Below are 18,872 nucleotides of genomic sequence, written 5' to 3'. Positions count from 1 at the left end.
AAGGTCACCGGCGACTATGTGTCTTGTGTGGTACTGGTCGACAATAGACGGGACACGTAGGCTGTCGGCTCACCGTCGCAACTCGAAACGCGGGAATCGTGACGGCTATCCGTCCAGCCTGAGTACGGCTGCTCAATGGCAGACGCAATCGACGACGACCTCTACCAGCGAACCAAGGCCTTGCTCGAGCCCGGCGAGATCGAACTCAACGGCGCGATCGTCCATACCGACTACGATGGACAGGCAGACGTCCAGATGATGCAGGCGACGATCGACGTCGGCGACATCATCGCCGAACACGCGGGTCACGACCCGAAAGACTGCTACGTCTACTCGGGCAACGACGACACCGATTTCTCTTCGAACCAGCATCAAGGACTGACCCTCGAAGACGAGGAGTTCGTCTGGGAGTGCCAGCAACTGCTGCGCGAGGGCAGCTTCGACATCGTCATCTACTACGAAGCCAGCGCCGACCACGAGGCGATTCTCGAGGACATCCGTGAGCTGGGCTTTGACGTGACTGGCGTCGAAGGCGAGTAGTCGCACTCGAACGGAGCGACGAGAGCACGCTCGCGAGCGGCCCGCCGAGCGATCACGAGTTGTTTCGGAGAGCCGGCTCCGAGTTGCTTATACTTCGGTAGTTCCGAGTATGACGTATGAATACGGACGTCGACCTCACGGCGCGCGAACGGGCGGTCGTCAACGCTTTTCAGGGCGGGTTTCCCGTCGTCGAACGACCGTTCGAGCCTGCTGCGGCTGCCATACGCGATACCGGGGTCGACATCGACGCGACGGGGTTGCTCGAGACGATTCGTGACTTAGACGACCGCGGCGTCCTCTCGCGGTTCGGCCCGCTCGTCAACGCCCAGGAGATCGGCGGCGCGGCGACGTTGGTCGCCATGCACGCCCCGGAAGACCGATTCGACGAGATCGTCGAACAGGTCAACGACCACCGCGAGGTAGCCCACAACTACGAGCGCGAGCACCCCCACCTGAACGTCTGGTTCGTCGTCAGTGTCGCAGATGAGGACCGCGTCGAGGAGGTACTCGCCGAGATTGAAGCCAAGACGGGCCAAGAGACGTACAACTTGCCGAAACAACGCGAGTTCCGCGTCGAGGCCAAGTTCTACGTCGACGGCCCGCTCGACGGCGACGGGGACATCGAGGCGGCCGGGATCGACCGCTCGGACCTCGGTCCCGACGTGACGCCGACCGGCGAATCGACGCTGTCGCCGGCCGAACGCGACCTCGTCCTCGAGATCCAAGGCGGCGTCCCGCTGACCGAGACACCGTATGCGGACGTGGCTGACGCGATCGGACAGGAGACCGACTGGGTCCTCGAGACGGTCACACGCTTCGAGCGCGAGGGCAAGATCCGCCGGATCGGCGTCGTGCCGAATCACTACGCGCTGGGATACACGGAAAACGGGATGACGGTCTGGAACGTCCCCGACGAAGTCGTCCCCGAGGTCGGCCCCGAAGTCGCTGCACTGCCCTTCGTCACGCACTGTTACCGGCGGCCGCGCCACGAGGGCGTCTGGCCGTACAACTTCTTTGCGATGACCCACGGCCGCAGCGAGGCAGAAAGTCAGCGCCGCATCGAGCAGGTCCGCGAGACGATGGCCGAGTACTGGGACGTCTCCGAGGACGACTGGGACTCCCTGTTTTCGACACAAATCTTGAAGAAGACAGGGATTCGACTGGACGAACGTGCTGACGCGAACACCAGAGCGCGATAGCAGCGATCGGACGGCTCTCTGTGACAATGATTCCACTACTCCACGATTTCACGGACGCGACGGTGCTCGTCTTCGGCGGCGGCCCCGTCGGTGCTCGCAAGGCCCGTCGGTTCGCCCGCGAAGCGCGGGTCATCGTCGTCAGCCCCGCCTTCGCCGATCGTGACTTCGGCGAGGCCGAACTGGTGCGAGCAGCGCCCGATGCCGACGAGATCACGGGCTGGCTCGAGCGGACGAGCCCCGCGCTGGTCGTCGCCGCAACCGACGACGATGTGATCAACGATGCCATCGCCGACGCGGCCCGCGAACGGGGCACACTTATCAATCGCGCGGATCGATCCGGGGAGCGCGACCCCGGCAGCGTCGTCGTCCCCGCGACCGTCCGCAACGATCCCGTCGTGGTGTCGGTCGCGACCGGCGGGCAGGCACCCGCGCTGAGCAAGTATCTGCGCCAGCAACTCGAGGAAACGCTTTTGGGAGCCGGCGAGATGGCACGGGTCTGTGCAGCGGTACGCGAGGAACTCAAATCACGGGACGTGGCGACCGATCGGCGGCGACAGATCGTCACTGACGTCGTTAATTCTACAGATGTTTGGACAGCTTTACGTACCGGTACTTCTAACAGTTCCCAAGTGATCGAGGACGTGCTCGCCGAGGATCTGTCTACTGGGGGTGATCGGTCGTGATTTCGACCGGGGTTGTCACCGCAGCGCGGGTTACACACCGGTGTGGGACCGTCGACCAGCTCGCCGCTGCCAGCCCCGAGAGTCAGACGACCGCTGTGACGGAGTTGTTGACCGTGTCCGATATCGAAGAAGCGTACGTCCTATCGACGTGTAACCGCGTCGAGGCATACGTCGTCGGGCCAGACCACGTCGTCGGCCGCGCCGCGCTCTCGGAGTTTTTTGCCGGCGTCGACGACGACGCGATCGTAATGACCGACCACGACGAGAGCTTGCGCCATCTCCTGCGTGTGGCCGCCGGCCTCGACTCGGTCATTATCGGTGAAGATCAGATTATCGGCCAGGTACGGGCCGCCTACGAGGACGCCCGTGATGCCGGCGGAATCGGCTCGATGCTCGAGGCCGCCGTCACGAAGGCGATCCACGTCGGCGAACGCGCCCGGACCGAGACCGCGATCAACGAGGGTGTCGTCTCGCTTGGCTCGGCCGCAACGCGCCGGGCCGCCCAAGAGATCGATCTCGAGGGGGCGACCGCGCTGGTCGTCGGAGCCGGCGAGATGGGACAGCTCGCCGCTCGGAGTCTCTCGGCCGCCGGCGTCGACGAACTCGTCGTCGCCAACCGCACCGTCTCGCGTGCAACACAGCTCATCAGCGACGTTGACGACGAGACTGACATGACCGTTGTCTCGCTCGCGGATCTCGAGCGGGTCGCAACCCACGCCGACGTTGTCGTCGCGGCGACTGGGAGCGACGAGCCGGTGCTCGAACCCCGCCATCTCGAGGGACAGGAGGAGCCACAGGTGATCGTCGATCTCGGCCAGCCCCGCGACGTTGCGCCGGAGACCGATTCGTTGCCCGCAGTGCAGGTGTTCGATCTGGATGACCTCGAGACGATCACCGCTGAGACACACGAGCAGCGAGCCGACGCCGCCGACGAGGTCGAGGCGATGATCAACCACGAGTTCGAGTTGCTCATCGAACAGTACAAACGCGCCCGCGCCGACGAGGCCATCGCGGCCATGTACGAGTCCGCCGAACGGATCAAAGAGCGAGAGGTCGAGACGGCGCTCTCGCGGCTGGGCGGCGACGAGGTGTCTGCCGAGCAACGCGAGGTCGTCGAGGCGATGGCCGACTCGCTGGTCAACCAGTTGCTCGCCCCGCCGACCAAGAGTCTTCGCGAGGCAGCCGCAGAGGACGACTGGAGCACTATCCATACTGCCCTCCAGCTGTTTAACCCGGAGTTCGGCGGGAACGATGGCCCGATCGCGCCACCTTCGATGACAACCACCGTAAACGGCGACGCGGGCATCGGCGCGACCGACGACGACTGATTCGACGCGGTGGCCGCGCCGCTCGCACTCGATTCGTGGCACTCGAGACGTGCTGAGACTATTCTCGAACGGTCATACAAGCGCGCGGCGTCACTCGACAGCCGAGCGGAGACTGTTACAGTACTGATTCCAAGCTCCAGGCGGTTGGCGCGTTATCGTTGCGGTGCGCCGTACTCGACGTGAACCGTCGGGACGCTCGCAGAATCGGGCGCTTGGTCGCCGTTCCAGTCGACGAGTCGGACGTTTGCCATCTCACCGGAGAAGCGAAAGCGCTGGACGCCGACGTCGATCGATCCCTCGGCGACGCCGCCCGAAACGACGGTTCCTTCGGCCACCGGGTCGGCCGCCAACATCTCGAGGTCGCCGTCGACGGCGACTTCGTAGTTCGAGGGGACGCCACGGCCGACGATCGTCACGAGATTCGGCAGCTGTGTGTCTGTTGGTTCCGAGTCAGTTCGGTTTTGTACCGGCGTATCGCGTGCCATGCTCCGATAACCCGGGTATCTCATCATAAGCTTTCCTGTCGAGAAAATGGTAACAATCCGTGAATACGAACACGCGTTATATGACGTGTCACGGGTTGGTGAACGGCGGTTCTGGCACAATCGCAAGACGGCCGCGGGTGTCTCTGGACGCAGTTACTGCTGCCCGTCTTTAGTAAAGTTCGTTGAACGACTGGACGCGATAGTCGCCGAGGACACACCGGCCACGGCGCTCGTGGCCGACCCGCTCGACATGGATCGCGTCGAGCCCGGCGTTCCAGGCTGCACCGACGTCGTTTGCACCGTCGCCCGCGAGCACGCCCTGGTGGCCGTTGTGCGCGACGCCGAGGTCGACCATGACGCGCTCGACGGGATTGGGGTCCGGTTTCCAGCCTGTCTCCTCGGTACAGCACAGTTGTGCGTCGAACCAATCGCGGATCCCGACGTGATCTAACACGGGCTCACAAAGGAACTCCTGACAGTGGGTGACCAGCCCCACCGGCGCATCGAGGTCGGCGACGAACGCGGCGTCGTCGTGGAGGTAGGTCTGTTCGGCCCGCACGAGTGGGTCTTCCTCTTCGTGAAAGGCGGTCCAGAACTCACGAGAGTCGACGCCCCACTCCTCGAGCTGGCGGTCCCGGGAGCCGGTTAGCCCGTTCCAGAGGATGTCGGCTTCCCGATCGGTGAACTCACGGCCAAGCCGGTCGCCGACCCGGTCGAACACCTCCCGCGTGTACGACCACTCGACGTCGACGAGAGTGCCATCGAGGTCGAGCAGCCAGAAGTCATAGTCCGGTTCAGCGGCCATTCGGACACAGATGTACGGGATTCTCGATTAAATGCCTGTCGGCAGCCCGGCGCGGATGACGACGGTCGTACCGACAGCGAACTGGCGGCGTACTCGACCACCGACTCGACAAGGGTGGCGTACTCGCTACCGAGTCGCTCGTCGCCAGTCGTTCACGTCCTATGGCAGATACTATCTCTCAGACACCGTGACGCACGGCCTGTCTCTCGTTCGTCTGATCGAGTGACGTTAGAGGTCGATACCGCCGTTAACGTCGATGACTTCGCCGGTAATGTATCCCGCCTCTTCGCTTGCGAGATACCGGACGAGTCCGGCGATGTCGCTCGTGCTGGCGAATCGGTCGAGCGGAATTTCGTCGCGAATCTCTGCTTGCACGTCGTCCGGGATGGCCTCGACCATCTCGGTCCGGGTGAAGCCGGGTGCGACACAGTTGGCGGTCGAACCCGACGGTGCCAACTCGAGGGCAAGCGAGCGAATAAAGCCGAAGAGGCCGCTTTTGGCCGCCGCGTAGTTCGCTTGGCCGACGTTGCCTTGTTTCCCGACCACACTCGAGATGGCGATGAGACGGCCGTCGTCGGCAGCTTTGATGTCGTCGTAGAACGCGTGCGTGCAGTTGAACGCCCCGTTGAGCGAGACGTCGATCGCGCGGTGCCACTCCTCGGGGCTCATGTCGGCAAAGAGCCGATCCTGCGTGATCCCGGCGTTGTTGACGAGGACGTCGATCTCGCCGAGTTCGTCGTGGACACCCTCACGCATGGCGTCGACCTCGTCACGGTCGGTGACGTCGGCTTGAACCGGATACCCCTCTCCGTCGCCGTCGGTATCGCTGATCGTCTCGGCGACCTCGTGGGCGGCCGCTTCCGACGAGCGATAGTTGACGACGACGGTCGCACCGTAGCGTCCGAGTTCACACGCGATACTGCGTCCGATCCCTCGTGATGATCCAGTCACCAGACACGTCCGGTCTGCAAGTGGCTGCCGGGACGGCAGTTCCAAGTCGCTCGTCTCCTCGAGCAGTTGTGCCGTCATTGTGATCCCTCCAGGAGGGCACGCTGTTCCGTTTGGGTACCGTGCGGGGATGCCTCCGATGCATGCCGTTCCACGGCCGTGAGCCACTCGTGGACGGTATAGGTCCGCTTGCCGTCGGCGTGATCGGAGTTCGTGCATGGAACGATGCCCTGCATGCTCTCGTCTGTGTCGTCGTAGAACGCAAGCGCCACCAGCGGGACCCGAATCGTCTCACTCGGGGTATCGATCCCGAGCGGTGAGAGGTCGATCTGCTGTCGACAGAACCCCGGCTCGAGCGAGTAGCCGTGCTCGGTCGCCCACTCGTCGAACTCGGCGACGAGTTCCTCCCGGGTCGGCTGGTCCGTGTCTCCGATCGCGCGTTCGGCCGGCCACTGGGAGACCTGCACGTCGGCGAGGGTGCCGGTTTCTTCGAGCGTCCGCAACCGCTCGAGCAGTTCGGTGAGCTGCTCGGAAACGGCAGTCGGCACGTTCGAGCGCACGTAACAGTCGACCCGAACGGCTCCCATCAGGTCGGTCTCGAGAGCCGGAATAGCAGCAGCGTTATCGGCAGACATAGCAATCTCCAGTGCGCTGGATGAGATCTTGCGCGGCGAGCGACTCGAGGACGGCAAAGAGGGTGAGTTTCGGCACTCCGAGCATCTGCTGGAGATCGGCCGCTTTCGCCTCCTCAGTGACAAGAACCGAGAGATAAACGAGTTTCGCCTGTGGTGATGTGATTTCGTCTGGAACCGCGAGTTCCCCTGCTGTTGCCAACTGGTGTTCGCTCGTAGACATCACCGAAGACGCCCACAAGCAATTATATAAAGATGGAGAGAGGTGTGGTACCGATGACCAATATTATTCTTAGTATATATTACCACCCCCTAATATTCGATGCGAATCAATACCGTGGGCTCTCGACGCACGAACTCAATCGTCACATAACGCACGACAGAAGTCGTTTCACGGGCGGTTACGACGGACCACTGATCGACGGCGGTACTCAGGCCCGAACTGATCGTCGTTCAGTAGTGTCATTGTAGCCAATACTTTCATATACCAGATCGTGATACTGGCGCGTGGACTAGTGGGAAGTCAACAGTTCTATCACGATGATTCGATCACCACAGTCGAGTTCCGCATCTCGAGCAGCCGACGCTGCCGAACCACACTGCGATACGGACCGCCGGAGGGCACGCCATCCAAACCGACCAGACACGAGCGGAAACGGAGGTGAGTGGTCGTGAGCGACGACGAGACGGTCTACGTCGCTGCCGGTACCACCCGTTATCACGAATATCACGAGTGTCAGGGACTCTCTCATGCGCGGGAGATCTATGAGCGACCGCGCTCGAGCCTGCCCGAGGAGTTTACGCTCTGCAAACTGTGTTCGGGGGCGTATCACCTCGACCCGTCTGACGAGCCGATGGTGACGGCGAGCCGGCTCGAAGAGCTCGATCCAGACGATGTGGGCTGAGCCAGTCGGGTAAACTGAACACCCGAGACAACCGCAGGACTAGTCGTCCGTCTTGGTCACTCGAACGCTCGAGCCCAGATACTTCGAGATGACTTCCGAGACGGTATCGGCCTTGAACGGCTCGAGGTCGGCCGCGATTTCGGCTTTCAGGGCGTCGAAATACGCCTGGTCGGTCTGTAGTTCTCGGAACTCGACCGCGTGGACGGTTCGTTCGGGAACGCCAAGCCACTCCGCGGCGAGGCGGCGGCCGTAGTCCTCGTCGCCGAGCTCGCCGCGCCACAGCGTGTCCCGGAAGAAGAGCCACCCCTCGGTGCCCGGCTCCGGTGCCTCGAGAAAGAGCGTGACCGTCGTCTCGGCGCTGCTCGGCGCGATGGAGACGTCGTCGTGGGCCGGCTCGATACGAATCCGGACACGGAAGGCGTAGCGGGCGTCCATCGGGGGTGAACGTTGTCAGTTGTGTTCGGACTCGATCAGTTCTGCCATTTCGATGTCGTCGTCGGTAATGCCGCCTGCCTCGTGGGAGGTCAACCGGATCTCGACGCCGGAGTAGCGGATGATGATCTCCGGGTGGTGAAACTGCGCTTCGGCGATCTCGCCGACCATCTGGGCGAAGTTGACGCCGCGAAGATAGTCGTCGAACTCGTAGACCCTGGACGATCTCGTCGTCCTCGCGCTCCCACGCGTCGGGGAGTTGGTCGTCGATTTCCTCGTCGGAAAGTAGATCATCCATATGAGGTCGAACGCAAGCCATCCAAATAATGATTGTCCCGCGTTCCCATTCGGCCGTCGTCTCCCGATTCGTGTCCATTATGGTCGATCGGCAGCCGACCGACCATCAGTTGGGTCGTGATTCTTCGCCCGCAGGCTGGAGTTCGGCATCGACCAGCGTCTCGTAGGCGCGGCGGAACCGCTCGGAGAGCGCCTGATGTGAGATGTCTAATTTGTCGGCCAACTCCTCCATCGAGACGCCGCGTGGGATCTCGAAGTAGCCGTGCTCGAGGGCAGCCTCGAGAGCCTCTTGCTGTTCGGGCGTCAGTCGCGTCTCGTGGCCACCGGTGTCGGTTATGTCGGTAATCCGTCGGAGGTCGGCGTTGATCCCGCGCTCGACCAGCCGGTCGTAGGTGTTACAGAGCTGGTCGCGGGTGCGGTAGCGAACCGTCACCTGCCACCAGCCGTCGCTTGCGCGTGCCTCGAGGAGGGAGCCCCCGTCGGCCAGCACCTCGTTCCAGAGGCGATCCGTTCCCGTCTCCTCAGCAAAGGCCACGTCGTACAGTAGCCGCGAGTCAGTTTCGACCACCAGTTCGGCGATCTCGACCGACGGATCGGCCGCAAGCGCGGATTCGACCGTCTCGCGATCGACGCCGATCACCCACAGCGATGGCCGCGTCTTCGACACCGAGGATTCGAGTTCGAACGTCGCCTCCGGTGCGCGCTCGAACGTGGTCGCAAGCGCTGTCTCCGTCGCCGGAAGCCGGAGGTCAGCTATCGTCGACATCATACATCGTACACCACCATCGCGTAAAAACCGCTGTTGCGGTGAGTCTGACTGTCGGGATCGGTGATAATCCACTGCCCGGCCGCGTCGACGAACAGTCGGCCGCGCGACCACAGCCAGCGGAGACGGCCACACCGACGCTCGAGCGACACCCGTCCACTGCTGCCCGGGGTACTATCGGCTGGTCGAGCGTGGCCCCCGTATGCGGTATCTGGAGATCACGGTTCCAGAGGGGAAACGACGGGCCGTCCTCAATATCCTCGAGGACGAAGGGATCGACTACGTCATCAGTGACGAAACCAGTGGCCGGGAATACACCGCTGTCGTTCGGTTTCCAATCCCGACTCAGGCCGTCGAGCCACTTCTCGACCGGCTCAAGCGAACCGGCGTCGGCGACGAGGCTCGTGTCGTCGTGATCGACGCCGAGACGGTCATCTCGGAGGGGTTTGCGACGCTACAGGAACAGTACAGTTACGGCGGGCAGACCGGCGCGCGCACCTCGAGACAGGTGTTACGCACGAAGGCCGACGAACTTACGCCCCCGTTTCCGATCTACGCCGCGATGCTGTTGATCAGTGCCGTCGTCGCGACCGCCGGCCTGCTGGCCGACTCGCCGGCGGTCGTGATCGGTGCGATGGTCATCGCGCCGCTGCTCGGTCCTGCGCTTGCGGCCAACATCGGCATCGTCACCGGCGACGCCCGGCTCAAATCCACGGGGTTTCGCTATCAGCTCGTCGGCGTCGGGCTGGTGGTCGCCGCTTCGATCGGGCTCGCGGTGCTCGCTCGGCTGGCCGGCCTCGAGCCCGCGGGGGTCGACATCGTCGTCGCTACGGAACTCGAGGAGCGGGTCTCGCCGAACCTGTTTTCGCTGGCGGTCGCGCTGGGTGCCGGGATCGCCGGCATCCTGAGTCTCACGCGGGGCTTTTCGGAAGCCATCGTCGGCGTCATGATCGCCGCAGCACTCATTCCGCCCTCCGCTGCGGTCGGGATCACGGTCGCCTGGGGGATGTCTGGTGCGGCGACCGGCGCTGCGGTCCTCGTGGTCGTTAACCTCCTGTCGGTCAATCTGGCTGCGCTGGCGACGCTGTGGGTCGCCGGCTATCGGCCCCAGGGGCTGTTCGAGGTGTCGCCGACGCGAACACCGACCTACACCTACGCGGCGATCTTCGGGATCGGCTTGCTGGTGCTTGCCGTCCCGCTTGCAAGCGTTACTCTGCTCGACTTTCATACGACCGAACTCGAGTCGGCCACCGAAGCGGAGGTCGAGGACGTCCTGACTGACCCCCGGTACGAGGAGTTCGAGATCGAAGACATCGTGATCGAACTCGACGGCAACTATCCGGTGCAGTCGGTCGATAGAGTCATCGTCACGGTCTCGAGTCAGAATGCCGGGACGGAACCGGGACTCGCCGACCACCTCTACAGGGAGATCAGCCCACATACCGACGATCCGATCGTCGTCGAGGTCCAGTACATCGTCGCCGAAGAGCGCGGGCGTCCCGAGCAGGGCGATACTGCCAACGGGCAAGAAACCGACGTTCAGGACGGTCCGCTTCGGGTCTCGAAGGCCCGTGCCTGACAGCGGGCCGCCCGCTCACCGCCCGGGCAGCACCGTCTTGAGATGGTCGAGCGAGAGCAGCGATGTCGGGCGATCCATGTGGACGCCGATCTCGCCCGACAGTGCGCCGAGGCCGAGCCGCTGGATCGGCTCGGGCAGCGAGTAGGCACGCCGAATCCAGTGGCCGAGTTGCTGTTCGCGTGCCAAGTCGTCGCGCCAGACGCGTTCGTAGGCCGCGAGCGTGGTCGGCCGATCGGGGTCGATCTCGCGGGCGGCGTGGTCGGCGCTGGTCATGCCGTAGAGAATGCCACCGCCGGTGAAGGGCTTGGTCTGGGCGGCCGCGTCGCCGATGAGAAACGCCCGCTGGGTCGTCACCCGATCCGGTGGACCGATCGGGATCGCACCCGAGCACCGATGTGAGACGTCGACCTCGTAGCCGTCGATCAGGTCCTCGAAGTGTTTGGTCACGTGGACGCCCGGCGGGGCCGCGAGGCCGTACTCGACGCCGGCCTCGCCGCGTGGAATGCGCCAGGCGAAAAACGTCGGCGGGGTCAGATGCACATCGACGAAATCCTGATGATCGTCCTCCTCCGAAAAGGCGAGCACACCGTGGAGGAACTCGTCGGGCTGGGGGAGGCCGAGTTCGGCCCGAACCCTCGAGCGTGGTCCATCACAGCCGGCGACCAGCTTCGCCTCGAACTCGACGACGCCATCGGGCCCGTTCGCGACGACTGCGACGCGATCGTGGTGTTCGGTGACCTCGGTAACAGTGTGGTCCTCACGGACGTCCGCGCCTGCCTCCCGGGCCAGTTCGGCGAGGTGGCGATCCAGTCCGACGCGGTCGATGACGTTCGAGGCGACCTCCTGTTTGTAAAACGGGTAGGCGTCGCTTCGGGGCCCACCGACGTGAAATCGTGCGCCGTAGATCTCGTTTTGAAACAGCTTCTCGCGAGCACCTGGCCCCGTGAACTGCCAGATGTCGGTGCTCACGTGGCCGGAACAGGCAAGGGGCTCGCCGATACGGCCCTTCTCGAGGGCGAGCACGTCGTAGCCGTCCTCGGCAGCCCGGCGGGCAAAGCGCGCACCCGGTGGCCCGACGCCAACGACGACGAAATCGTACATGTCCGCCACGTTTCCGGCGCAGCCTAAATAGCTTCTCGAGATGGCACGGCTCGTCGTGTGTCTCGCCACACGCGGAGCTCGTGCGATGTCCGGTAACAGTATACCCTTTATGCGACGGGTGTCTATCAGGACGTATGAGTGAGAGAGCGCCACAGGATGACGCTGCGACGGCGTTCGCCAGTCGGGCCGAGGCTGCTCACGGCGAGTCGATTCGGCAACTCGTCGCGTTTGGGGACGCCGTCCGCGGCGACGACCGCGGCGTCCACACCGAGGTCGAGATACTGGTGGTCCTCGCAGACGACGATCCGGAAACCGAACGCGCCCTCGAGGCCGAAGCCGAGGCCGTCGGGAGAGAGCACGGCGTCGTCATCTCGGTGTACGTGTTGCCCGCCGAGCGAGTCGACGCAAACGCAGACCACCCGTTCGTCCGGACGGCGCTCGAGGAAGGGCGAGCGTATGTGTAGGGCCCGAGCCAGCAGTCCGGCACCGCATCGATCTCGAACGAGTCGTGGAGGGACGAGCGACCGATGCGAGTGACGCTGTTGGGAACCGGTGATACGACCGGCACGCCGACCGTCGGCTGTGACTGTGATACCTGCACGGCGGCACGAGAACGCGGCCTCGAGCGAACGCGGTTCTCGGTCCACGTCGAAAACGAGCGCGTCGACGAGTCGCTGCTGATCGATTTCAGTCCCGACTTTCGCTATCAGTTCCTCCGCGACGACGTGTCGTTGCCCGACGCTGCCGTGATCACGCACGTCCACTTCGACCACCTCGACGGGCTCGGCAACGTCTTTCGCGTCCTCGACTCGCTCGAGGTCTATGCAGCCGACGAGACCGATCCCAAGACCGGCAAGAGCGTCGCCGAGACCGTCGACGACGACTACCACTACCTCGATCCGCTGACTGTGGTTCCGACGACGCCGCTCGAGCCAGTCTCGATCTGTGGGCTCGAGGTGACGCTGGTGCCGGTCGATCACCCGCCGCTGGTCTGTTATGGCCTTCGCGTCGAGGACCCCGTGACCGGAGCGGCGCTGTCGATCACGGGCGATACGAGCTACGACATCCCCGAGGCGTCTCTCGAGGTGCTGGCTGACCCTGACCTGTTGCTTGCCGATGGCATCGTTCCTGCCGACCTCTGTGAGTATCATCCGATCGGCGGTCGCCACGAGGATGCCGAGGGGATTCCCCGGACGTTCGGGACCAAACACATGACGCGAGAGGGTGCCCTCGCGATGGCCGAGGAGCTGAACGCTGACCGAACGCGACTTGTCCACCTCGCACACTACTATCCTGCCGAGGAGGCGTTCGATGAACCGCTCGCGGTCGACGGCGAGGAGTACGTGCTATGAGAACAGTCGGAACAGATCCTCGAGTCGACGGGCGGGTCCGTTACCCGAACTGATCGAGGCCGGCCTGTCGACGACGGGTGCCGTCGGGGTCTGCCTCCCATGCCGTCTGTCGGTCGCGTTCGGCCTCGAGATAGACCCCATGAGCCGTCGCCGGCTCGTAGCCCGGACACGATGGGCCACACTCCGCCGCGGCGTCGACGACCCTGTCTGCCCACGCACAGTAGGGGAGCGTCGCACCGTTTTGATCGGCTGGTTGGCAGGCCCCACACTGCAGGGAATTCGTACGTTCGCCAGCCCTTGCCGTAGGCGCGCTCGACGAGCCGCCGGCGTGCTCGTTGTTTCGCCTGCGGAGAGACGATCTCGATGTCGGTGCGACCCGGCCGGAACGCGAGGGGCTCGATCCCCGGCTGGTCGACCGGCAGCGATGCCGGCTCGCGGATCTCCTCGATCTCGAGCGAGCGATCCGTATCGTCGCGATGAACGCGCCAGACGCCGACTTCCTCGGGGAGCCGGTTCAAGTGAGCGCGAGTCACGTAGCTCTCGGTCGCGAGCACGACCGCGTCGACCACGGCGAGGCTGACGTCCGTTCGCAGTTGGGCCTCAAGGTCGCCAGGCCGGCCCAGATCGGGTTTGTTCTCGATACCGACGAGCCGACCGTACCAGTCGGGATACCGGGCGGTTTGGCGGACGTACTCGCGATTGGCCGCTGCGCTGGCGGTGTGATCGCGTTCGAAAAAGCCGACCTCGAGCGCGCGGTCGACGGCACGTCGTGCCCGGTCGGGATGGCAGTCGAAGGCGTCTTTCCAGTAGCGCGCCCGGCCGGTGCCGACGGCGGATTCGATGGCAGCGTCGGGGATCGACTCGCTCGTGATCGCGACGCGTTCGTCGAACGCAGGGCCGGGCGCGACGCAGACGACATCGAGGATGCGGCCACCGGGGGCGGCAACGCCCGCGCCGAGCTGGCGGGCGACGATCCCCTCCCGGCGTGACTCGAGGTGGGCACACAACTCGAGTTCGAACGCGAACTCGGACACGGTATCGAGGAGGGGCGGCTGCGAGAAAAGTCGTCGGGTTCGGCGACTCGAGGCGGAATTCGTTCGACATCGGTCGGCAGCGACGAAAGCATAGCTCGCAACCTTTATCAAGCGCACAGCGGAATCACTACCTAAGATTACTCATCGTCTTATGGTAGGAAATCGACAACCGGAGGTGAACATCGGGCTCGTCGGCCACGTCGACCACGGCAAGACGACGCTGGTGCAAGCCCTCAGCGGCTCGTGGACGGACCAGCACTCAGAGGAGATGAAACGCGGCATCTCCATTCGACTCGGCTACGCCGACGCGACGTTCCGTCACTGTGAGGGGCTCGAGGAACCCGAATGTTACACCGTCACGGAGGAGTGTCCGGATGGCTCCGAAAGCGAGCCGTTGCGGACCGTTTCGTTCGTCGACGCCCCGGGTCACGAGACCCTGATGGCGACGATGCTCTCGGGTGCCTCGCTGATGGACGGCGCGGTGCTGGTCGTCAGCGCCAACGAGCCTGTCCCACAGCCCCAGACTGAAGAGCACCTGATGGCGCTCGATATAATCGGCATCGACAACATCGTCATCGCTCAGAACAAGGTCGACCTCGTCGACACCGACACGGCCCGGGACAACTACGAACAGATCAAGGAGTTCGTCGCCGGCACGGTCGCCGAAGACGCTCCGATTGTCCCCGTCTCCGCGGGTCAGGAGGTCAACCTCGATCTCCTCATTCAGGCGATTGAAGAGGAGATTCCCACCCCCGACCGGGATCCTGACGCCGACCCACGGATGCACGTCGCCCGCAGTTTCGACATCAACAAGCCCGGTACGACCGCGGCGGATCTTTCCGGCGGCGTCCTCGGCGGCAGCTTAGTGCAGGGTGAACTCGAGGTTGGCGACGAGATCGAGATCCGCCCCGGCCGCGAGGTCGAGGAGGGCGGTCAGACCGAGTACGTCCCGATCGAGACGACGATCCGCTCGCTGCAGGCCGGCGGCGAGACGGTCGACACGGTCACGCCGGGTGGCCTGCTGGGCGTCGGCACTGGGCTCGACCCCTCGCTCACCAAAGGTGACGCGCTGGCGGGCCGCATAGCCGGGCCGCCAGGCTCGCTCCCGCCGACGTGGGAGCAGTTCACCATGGACGTCGACCTGCTCGAGCGGGTTGTCGGGGCCGAACACGGCGAAACCGTCGACGAGATCAGTACCGGCGAACCGCTGATGATGACCGTCGGCACGGCGACGACCGTCGGTGCCGTCACCAGCGCCCGCGAAGGCGAGTGTGAGGTCAATCTCAAACGGCCCGTCGCCGCCGAACCGGGAACGAAGATCGCGATCAACCGCCGCATCGGTGCCCGCTGGCGGCTGATCGGACTGGGAACACTGACGGACTGAAATCGATGCAGACGCCGCGGGTCGCCCTCGATACGAGCGCGCTCATGATGCCGGTCGAACTCGACGTCCGGCTGTTCGACGAACTCGAGCGACTGCTTGATGCCTACGAGCCGATACTCCCACAGGCCGTCCTCGAGGAACTCCGTCGGCTCTCCGAGAAGGGCGGCCAGGAGGGAACGGCCGCAACCGTGGGCCACGATCTGGCGACCGAACGCTGTCTCGTCGTCGACACGGAAGCATCGTACGCAGACGACGCCTTGGTCGAACTCGCCCGCGAGGGCGGCGTCGACTACGTCGTCACGAACGACCGCCCGCTGCGCGATCGGGTGCTCGAAGCGAGCAGACCGGTAATTGCATTACGCGGGAGAAACAAGTTAGCGATCACTCAACCATAGATGTACAAACGGGTTAGATTGAAGGATACGGTAGAAGTACCGCCGGAAGAGCTCGGCGACGTGTCGCCGGGGTTGGTCAAGCGACTGCTCCAGGACAAACTCGAGGGACGGATGGACGAAGAAGTCGGGAGCATCGTCTCCGTCACCGAGGTCCACGACATCGGCGAGGGAGCAGTGCTCCCGAACCGGCCGGGCGTCTACTACGAGGCCGAGTTCGATGCGGTGACGTTCGATCCACAGATGCAGGAAGTCGTCGACGGCACCGTCGTCGAGGTCGTCGAGTTCGGTGCCTTCGTCGGCATCGGTCCCGTCGACGGGCTGCTCCACGTCTCCCAGATCAGCGACGAGTATCTGGCCTTCGACGGCGAAAACCAGCAGCTCTCCTCGAACGAGTCCGACCGGACCCTCGGCGTCGACGACGCCGTCCGGACCCGCATCGTCACCAAGAGCATCGACGAGCGCAACCCGCGTGACTCGAAGATCGGTCTCACCGCGAAACAGCCCGGCCTTGGCAAACACCAGTGGCTCGAAGAGGAACGCGAGAAACGCGAAGCGACCGCAGGTGAATAACCATGGCATCGAACCGCCTCGTCTGTCGCGAGTGCCACCGGGTCAACGAACCGGACAACGAGACCTGTGAGGCCTGCAACTCCTCGTCGCTGACCGAAGACTGGGCGGGCTATGTCATCATCGCCCACCCCGAGGAAAGCGAAATCGCGTCGGAGATGCAGATCACCGAACCGGGTGCGTACGCGCTGAAAGTCCGCTGACAGCCGTGACTCGCGACGAGCCAGCCGACGAGATGCCCGCCGACGAACAGCTGCTTGTCCTGCCTGACGACCTCCGCCACGAGCTCAAAGAGCCGCTCGGCCCGATCGAGACCGACGCCGAGCGACTGCTCGAGGCCGTCGACGGTCCCATCATCGCCGTCGGCGACGTCGTCACCTATCACCTCCTGGAAGCGGGCCGCCAGCCTGACGTGGCGCTCGTCGACGGGCGGACGAAACGCGAGGCCGTCGACGCAGAGATCCGCGAGGCGGTCACGGCCGGCGCGAGCCTTGAGGTAACCAATCCACCGGCCGAACTCGCCGCGCCGGTCGTGCGGGCGCTTCGGCGTGCGCTCGCGGCGGACGACCCGACGACGATCTTGGTCGACGGCGAGGAGGATCTGGTTGCGCTGCCCGCCATCGTCGCCGCGCCCGAAGGCGCGAGCGTCGTCTACGGCCAGCCCGACGAGGGCATGGTCCACGTCACTGTGACCGCTGACCTCCGAGACGAGATGCGCGACCTGCTCGAGCGCTTCGAGGGCGATACCGAGCGGTTCTGGGCGTTGCTCGAGGACGCGGAGCTAAACGGCGAGTAAGACGGCGGCTGCTGTCGGACAGCGGATCTTCTATCGATTGGGTCGGTCAGTGCAGTTAATCCGCGTCGGAAAAGACAGACCGCAAGCGACGTCTGAGCCGACCGTCCGTCAGTGATCGTGACTGTGGTCGTGGTCGTGTGAGTGGCCACCGTCGCTGGCCGCATCGCCGAGATCGCCGCCACCGGCGACGAGCGCGTCGTGATCGCCGCCCATCATGTCCATGTTCTTTAAGGTGTCGCGCTCCTCGAACTCCTCGACGGCGTCGAGGAGATCTTCCTGGGTCAGCGTCGTCCGGTCTTCGGTCAGTGCCTCGAGGACGGCTTCCCGAAGGACCATCCGGAGGTCACTGCCGGTCAGGCCCTGCGTGACTTCAGCGATAAGCTGCGGATCGAACTCCTCGATATCCATCGTGCGGGTGATAACGTCGAGGATGTCCGCCCGCATGCCGCGGTCGGGCTTTGGGAAGTTGATGATCTCGTCGAAGCGCCGCCAGGCGGCGTCGTCGAGTTGGTCCGGATGGTTCGTCGCGCCGATGAGCAGGACGTCGTCCTCGATCAGCGAGATGTTGTCGATGCTTTTGAGCAGGGTGTTGACCGCACGTTTGAGTGCGGCGTGTTCGTCGCTGCGCCGGGTCTTGGCGACGAAGTCGAACTCGTCGATAAAGAGGATACACGGCGAGAGCCGCTTGGCGACCTCGAAGGTCTTGTCGACGTTTTTCGCCGTCTCCCCCAGGTACTGCGAGGTGATCATCGAGAGTTTGACCTCGACGAACGGGAGGTCCATGTCCTGAGCCAGCGCCTGTGCGGTCGAGGTCTTGCCCGTGCCCGGCGGCCCGACGAACAGCAGCTTCCCGATCTCGCGCAGGCCGATGTTCGAGAGGTACTCGCGGTGTTCGATCGCCTTCGAGATCTTATCGAGTTCGTTCTCTTGGTCGTCGGTGAGCACGAGGTCGTCGAGCGAGGTCTCGACCTCCTCTGGGGCGCGCACTTCGACGAGATCGAGCATCTCCTCGTCGTCGTCCTCGTCGAAGTACTGGTTGAGCAACCCGTCGATCCAGACGCGGTCGGCCTGAATCGGCCGGTTGCACTCGCGGGCCTCCTCGTGCGTGACATCGAAGTCGTAGTCGTCGTGGCGTTCGAAGTATTTCGCGAGCGTTGGGTTCTCGAGCAACCGGTCTTCGTCGACGCGCTCGGCGAACCACTCTTCGGCCATCTCCTGTTGGGCGAGGGTGATCGTGCCGGAGAACTCGTCGCGCTCGGTAAACATCAGCTCGGCGATGGCCTCCCACGGGCGGTCGATATCGGTCGCTTCGCGCGCTGTGGTGGTCGTTACTGAGAGCGGACGACTGATTCCAGCGGGTTTGCGGTTGGTACCGCTGTTCTCCCCGTCTCCGCTGTCGTCGTCGACGCCGCCGGTCCAGTATACGCGGCGGAACGACGGCGGGAGATCGTTCTCGTCTAGCGTCCGGTCGTCCGAATACACGCTCGTCGTGAGCAGGAACTCCACGACGTCGAGCGCCGCATTACTCATTCGGTCATCGTACTCACTACTCATTCTTAACAGCGTCGTCATGCGTCGCGTCTGCGACGGCGTTTCACTCACAGCCCCGGTTGTGCTGCTGCATCGAGCGGACAAGCGGCATAA

At 64.1% G+C, this 18,872-nt stretch carries 22 protein-coding genes and 2 pseudogenes; 13 read left to right on the top strand and 11 right to left on the bottom strand.

Going from position 1 to position 18,872, the window contains the following annotated elements; translation table 11 throughout:
* Positions 1-135: 135 nt before the first annotated feature.
* From BDK88_RS01775 to hemA, 4 genes are all read left to right on the top strand, one after another.
* Positions 136-540, top strand: coding sequence for a DUF5778 family protein (locus BDK88_RS01775; protein ID WP_130498898.1), 405 nt, complete (start codon positions 136-138; stop codon positions 538-540).
* 116 nt (positions 541-656) lie between these two features.
* Positions 657-1,739 (top strand): siroheme decarboxylase subunit beta, encoded by a 1,083-nt coding sequence (gene ahbB, locus BDK88_RS01770; RefSeq protein ID WP_130498897.1) that lies wholly within the window; start codon positions 657-659, stop codon positions 1,737-1,739.
* Between the two features lie 26 nt (positions 1,740-1,765).
* A complete protein-coding gene (locus BDK88_RS01765) occupies positions 1,766-2,422 on the top strand; it encodes a precorrin-2 dehydrogenase/sirohydrochlorin ferrochelatase family protein (protein ID WP_130498896.1) in 657 nt (218 codons plus the stop codon).
* The gene (hemA, locus tag BDK88_RS01760) at positions 2,422-3,750 is read left to right on the top strand and encodes a glutamyl-tRNA reductase (protein WP_130499764.1); all 1,329 of its coding nucleotides are present in this window, start codon (positions 2,422-2,424) and stop codon (positions 3,748-3,750) included. The genes BDK88_RS01765 and hemA overlap by 1 nt, the downstream gene beginning before the upstream one ends.
* Before the next feature lie 152 nt (positions 3,751-3,902).
* Here hemA and BDK88_RS01755 read toward each other — a convergent pair whose 3' ends face one another.
* The 5 genes from BDK88_RS01755 to BDK88_RS01735 form a co-directional block, all read right to left on the bottom strand.
* Positions 3,903-4,235 (bottom strand): hypothetical protein, encoded by a 333-nt coding sequence (locus tag BDK88_RS01755; RefSeq protein WP_130498895.1) that lies wholly within the window; start codon positions 4,233-4,235, stop codon positions 3,903-3,905.
* Between the two features lie 169 nt (positions 4,236-4,404).
* Complete coding sequence (locus BDK88_RS01750; RefSeq protein ID WP_130498894.1) at positions 4,405-5,040, bottom strand: HAD family hydrolase; 636 nt, start codon at positions 5,038-5,040, stop codon at positions 4,405-4,407.
* 228 nt (positions 5,041-5,268) lie between these two features.
* Positions 5,269-6,069: a beta-ketoacyl-ACP reductase gene (locus tag BDK88_RS01745; RefSeq protein WP_130498893.1), complete on the bottom strand. Its 801-nt coding sequence runs from the start codon at positions 6,067-6,069 to the stop codon at positions 5,269-5,271.
* Positions 6,066-6,623, bottom strand: coding sequence for an HTH domain-containing protein (locus tag BDK88_RS01740; RefSeq protein ID WP_130498892.1), 558 nt, complete (start codon positions 6,621-6,623; stop codon positions 6,066-6,068). Before BDK88_RS01740 ends, BDK88_RS01745 begins: the two co-directional genes overlap by 4 nt.
* Positions 6,610-6,843, bottom strand: a complete 234-nt coding sequence (locus BDK88_RS01735; protein WP_130498891.1) for a helix-turn-helix domain-containing protein — start codon at positions 6,841-6,843, stop codon at positions 6,610-6,612. The genes BDK88_RS01740 and BDK88_RS01735 overlap by 14 nt, the downstream gene beginning before the upstream one ends.
* Positions 6,844-7,291: 448 nt before the next feature.
* Here BDK88_RS01735 and BDK88_RS01730 point away from each other — a divergent pair, with 448 nt between their 5' ends.
* The gene (locus BDK88_RS01730) at positions 7,292-7,525 is read left to right on the top strand and encodes a hypothetical protein (protein WP_130498890.1); all 234 of its coding nucleotides are present in this window, start codon (positions 7,292-7,294) and stop codon (positions 7,523-7,525) included.
* A gap of 39 nt (positions 7,526-7,564) precedes the next feature.
* Here the strand turns inward: BDK88_RS01730 and lwrS are convergent, their stop codons facing one another.
* The 3 genes and pseudogenes from lwrS to BDK88_RS01715 form a co-directional block, all read right to left on the bottom strand.
* Positions 7,565-7,960, bottom strand: coding sequence for an LWR-salt protein (lwrS, locus tag BDK88_RS01725; protein ID WP_130498889.1), 396 nt, complete (start codon positions 7,958-7,960; stop codon positions 7,565-7,567).
* 15 nt (positions 7,961-7,975) lie between these two features.
* Positions 7,976-8,255: pseudogene (locus BDK88_RS01720) on the bottom strand (4a-hydroxytetrahydrobiopterin dehydratase).
* A 105-nt stretch (positions 8,256-8,360) separates the two neighbouring features.
* Positions 8,361-9,020: a helix-turn-helix domain-containing protein gene (locus tag BDK88_RS01715; RefSeq protein ID WP_130498888.1), complete on the bottom strand. Its 660-nt coding sequence runs from the start codon at positions 9,018-9,020 to the stop codon at positions 8,361-8,363.
* Positions 9,021-9,222: 202 nt separating this feature from the next.
* On the opposite strand from BDK88_RS01715, the gene BDK88_RS01710 reads away from it, so the two are divergent.
* Positions 9,223-10,599, top strand: a complete 1,377-nt coding sequence (locus BDK88_RS01710) for a TIGR00341 family protein (protein ID WP_130498887.1) — start codon at positions 9,223-9,225, stop codon at positions 10,597-10,599.
* A gap of 15 nt (positions 10,600-10,614) precedes the next feature.
* Here BDK88_RS01710 and BDK88_RS01705 read toward each other — a convergent pair whose 3' ends face one another.
* Positions 10,615-11,700, bottom strand: a complete 1,086-nt coding sequence (locus BDK88_RS01705; RefSeq protein ID WP_130498886.1) for a geranylgeranyl reductase family protein — start codon at positions 11,698-11,700, stop codon at positions 10,615-10,617.
* A 134-nt stretch (positions 11,701-11,834) separates the two neighbouring features.
* Between BDK88_RS01705 and BDK88_RS01700 the strand changes: the two genes are divergently transcribed.
* Together BDK88_RS01700 and BDK88_RS01695 are read left to right on the top strand one after the other, a co-directional pair.
* The gene (locus tag BDK88_RS01700) at positions 11,835-12,164 is read left to right on the top strand and encodes a hypothetical protein (protein WP_130498885.1); all 330 of its coding nucleotides are present in this window, start codon (positions 11,835-11,837) and stop codon (positions 12,162-12,164) included.
* Positions 12,165-12,227: 63 nt separating this feature from the next.
* The gene (locus BDK88_RS01695; RefSeq protein WP_130498884.1) at positions 12,228-13,052 is read left to right on the top strand and encodes an MBL fold metallo-hydrolase; all 825 of its coding nucleotides are present in this window, start codon (positions 12,228-12,230) and stop codon (positions 13,050-13,052) included.
* Positions 13,053-13,092: 40 nt separating this feature from the next.
* On the opposite strand, the pseudogene BDK88_RS01690 reads toward BDK88_RS01695, so the two are convergent.
* Positions 13,093-14,086: pseudogene (locus BDK88_RS01690) on the bottom strand (DUF5787 family protein).
* Between the two features lie 151 nt (positions 14,087-14,237).
* On the opposite strand from BDK88_RS01690, the gene BDK88_RS01685 reads away from it, so the two are divergent.
* From BDK88_RS01685 to BDK88_RS01665, 5 genes are read left to right on the top strand one after another with little or no spacing between them, the layout of a single operon-like run.
* Complete coding sequence (locus tag BDK88_RS01685) at positions 14,238-15,470, top strand: translation initiation factor IF-2 subunit gamma (protein ID WP_130498883.1); 1,233 nt, start codon at positions 14,238-14,240, stop codon at positions 15,468-15,470.
* A 5-nt stretch (positions 15,471-15,475) separates the two neighbouring features.
* The gene (locus tag BDK88_RS01680) at positions 15,476-15,865 is read left to right on the top strand and encodes a PIN domain-containing protein (RefSeq protein WP_130498882.1); all 390 of its coding nucleotides are present in this window, start codon (positions 15,476-15,478) and stop codon (positions 15,863-15,865) included.
* On the top strand, positions 15,866-16,435 hold the full coding sequence (locus tag BDK88_RS01675) for a DNA-directed RNA polymerase (RefSeq protein ID WP_130498881.1): 570 nt from the start codon (positions 15,866-15,868) through the stop codon (positions 16,433-16,435).
* A gap of 2 nt (positions 16,436-16,437) precedes the next feature.
* Positions 16,438-16,635, top strand: a complete 198-nt coding sequence (gene spt4 / locus BDK88_RS01670) for a transcription elongation factor subunit Spt4 (RefSeq protein ID WP_130498880.1) — start codon at positions 16,438-16,440, stop codon at positions 16,633-16,635.
* Positions 16,636-16,640: 5 nt separating this feature from the next.
* Positions 16,641-17,228, top strand: coding sequence for a GTP-dependent dephospho-CoA kinase family protein (locus tag BDK88_RS01665; protein ID WP_130498879.1), 588 nt, complete (start codon positions 16,641-16,643; stop codon positions 17,226-17,228).
* Between the two features lie 108 nt (positions 17,229-17,336).
* Here BDK88_RS01665 and BDK88_RS01660 read toward each other — a convergent pair whose 3' ends face one another.
* Positions 17,337-18,758 (bottom strand): ATP-binding protein, encoded by a 1,422-nt coding sequence (locus BDK88_RS01660; protein WP_130498878.1) that lies wholly within the window; start codon positions 18,756-18,758, stop codon positions 17,337-17,339.
* Between the last annotated feature and the right edge of the window lie 114 nt (positions 18,759-18,872).

The sequence above is a fragment of the Natrinema hispanicum genome (genome assembly GCF_004217335.1).
GTDB lineage: Archaea > Halobacteriota > Halobacteria > Halobacteriales > Natrialbaceae > Natrinema > Natrinema hispanicum.
This window is presented reverse-complemented; position numbering and strand designations above follow the sequence as displayed.

What these genes read in the sequence shown, in the direction of transcription:
- BDK88_RS01775 (WP_130498898.1), top strand. Translation starts at nt 136, where the DNA reads ATGGCAGACGCAATCGACGACGACCTCTACCAGCGAACCAAGGCCTTG.
- ahbB (WP_130498897.1), top strand. Translation starts at nt 657, where the DNA reads ATGAATACGGACGTCGACCTCACGGCGCGCGAACGGGCGGTCGTCAAC.
- BDK88_RS01765 (WP_130498896.1), top strand. Translation starts at nt 1,766, where the DNA reads ATGATTCCACTACTCCACGATTTCACGGACGCGACGGTGCTCGTCTTC.
- BDK88_RS01755 (WP_130498895.1), bottom strand. Translation starts at nt 4,235, where the DNA reads ATGGCACGCGATACGCCGGTACAAAACCGAACTGACTCGGAACCAACA.
- BDK88_RS01750 (WP_130498894.1), bottom strand. Translation starts at nt 5,040, where the DNA reads ATGGCCGCTGAACCGGACTATGACTTCTGGCTGCTCGACCTCGATGGC.
- BDK88_RS01745 (WP_130498893.1), bottom strand. Translation starts at nt 6,069, where the DNA reads ATGACGGCACAACTGCTCGAGGAGACGAGCGACTTGGAACTGCCGTCC.
- BDK88_RS01740 (WP_130498892.1), bottom strand. Translation starts at nt 6,623, where the DNA reads ATGTCTGCCGATAACGCTGCTGCTATTCCGGCTCTCGAGACCGACCTG.
- BDK88_RS01735 (WP_130498891.1), bottom strand. Translation starts at nt 6,843, where the DNA reads ATGTCTACGAGCGAACACCAGTTGGCAACAGCAGGGGAACTCGCGGTT.
- lwrS (WP_130498889.1), bottom strand. Translation starts at nt 7,960, where the DNA reads ATGGACGCCCGCTACGCCTTCCGTGTCCGGATTCGTATCGAGCCGGCC.
- BDK88_RS01715 (WP_130498888.1), bottom strand. Translation starts at nt 9,020, where the DNA reads ATGTCGACGATAGCTGACCTCCGGCTTCCGGCGACGGAGACAGCGCTT.
- BDK88_RS01710 (WP_130498887.1), top strand. Translation starts at nt 9,223, where the DNA reads ATGCGGTATCTGGAGATCACGGTTCCAGAGGGGAAACGACGGGCCGTC.
- BDK88_RS01705 (WP_130498886.1), bottom strand. Translation starts at nt 11,700, where the DNA reads ATGTACGATTTCGTCGTCGTTGGCGTCGGGCCACCGGGTGCGCGCTTT.
- BDK88_RS01700 (WP_130498885.1), top strand. Translation starts at nt 11,835, where the DNA reads ATGAGTGAGAGAGCGCCACAGGATGACGCTGCGACGGCGTTCGCCAGT.
- BDK88_RS01695 (WP_130498884.1), top strand. Translation starts at nt 12,228, where the DNA reads ATGCGAGTGACGCTGTTGGGAACCGGTGATACGACCGGCACGCCGACC.
- BDK88_RS01685 (WP_130498883.1), top strand. Translation starts at nt 14,238, where the DNA reads ATGGTAGGAAATCGACAACCGGAGGTGAACATCGGGCTCGTCGGCCAC.
- BDK88_RS01680 (WP_130498882.1), top strand. Translation starts at nt 15,476, where the DNA reads ATGCAGACGCCGCGGGTCGCCCTCGATACGAGCGCGCTCATGATGCCG.
- BDK88_RS01675 (WP_130498881.1), top strand. Translation starts at nt 15,866, where the DNA reads ATGTACAAACGGGTTAGATTGAAGGATACGGTAGAAGTACCGCCGGAA.
- spt4 (WP_130498880.1), top strand. Translation starts at nt 16,438, where the DNA reads ATGGCATCGAACCGCCTCGTCTGTCGCGAGTGCCACCGGGTCAACGAA.
- BDK88_RS01660 (WP_130498878.1), bottom strand. Translation starts at nt 18,758, where the DNA reads ATGAGTAATGCGGCGCTCGACGTCGTGGAGTTCCTGCTCACGACGAGC.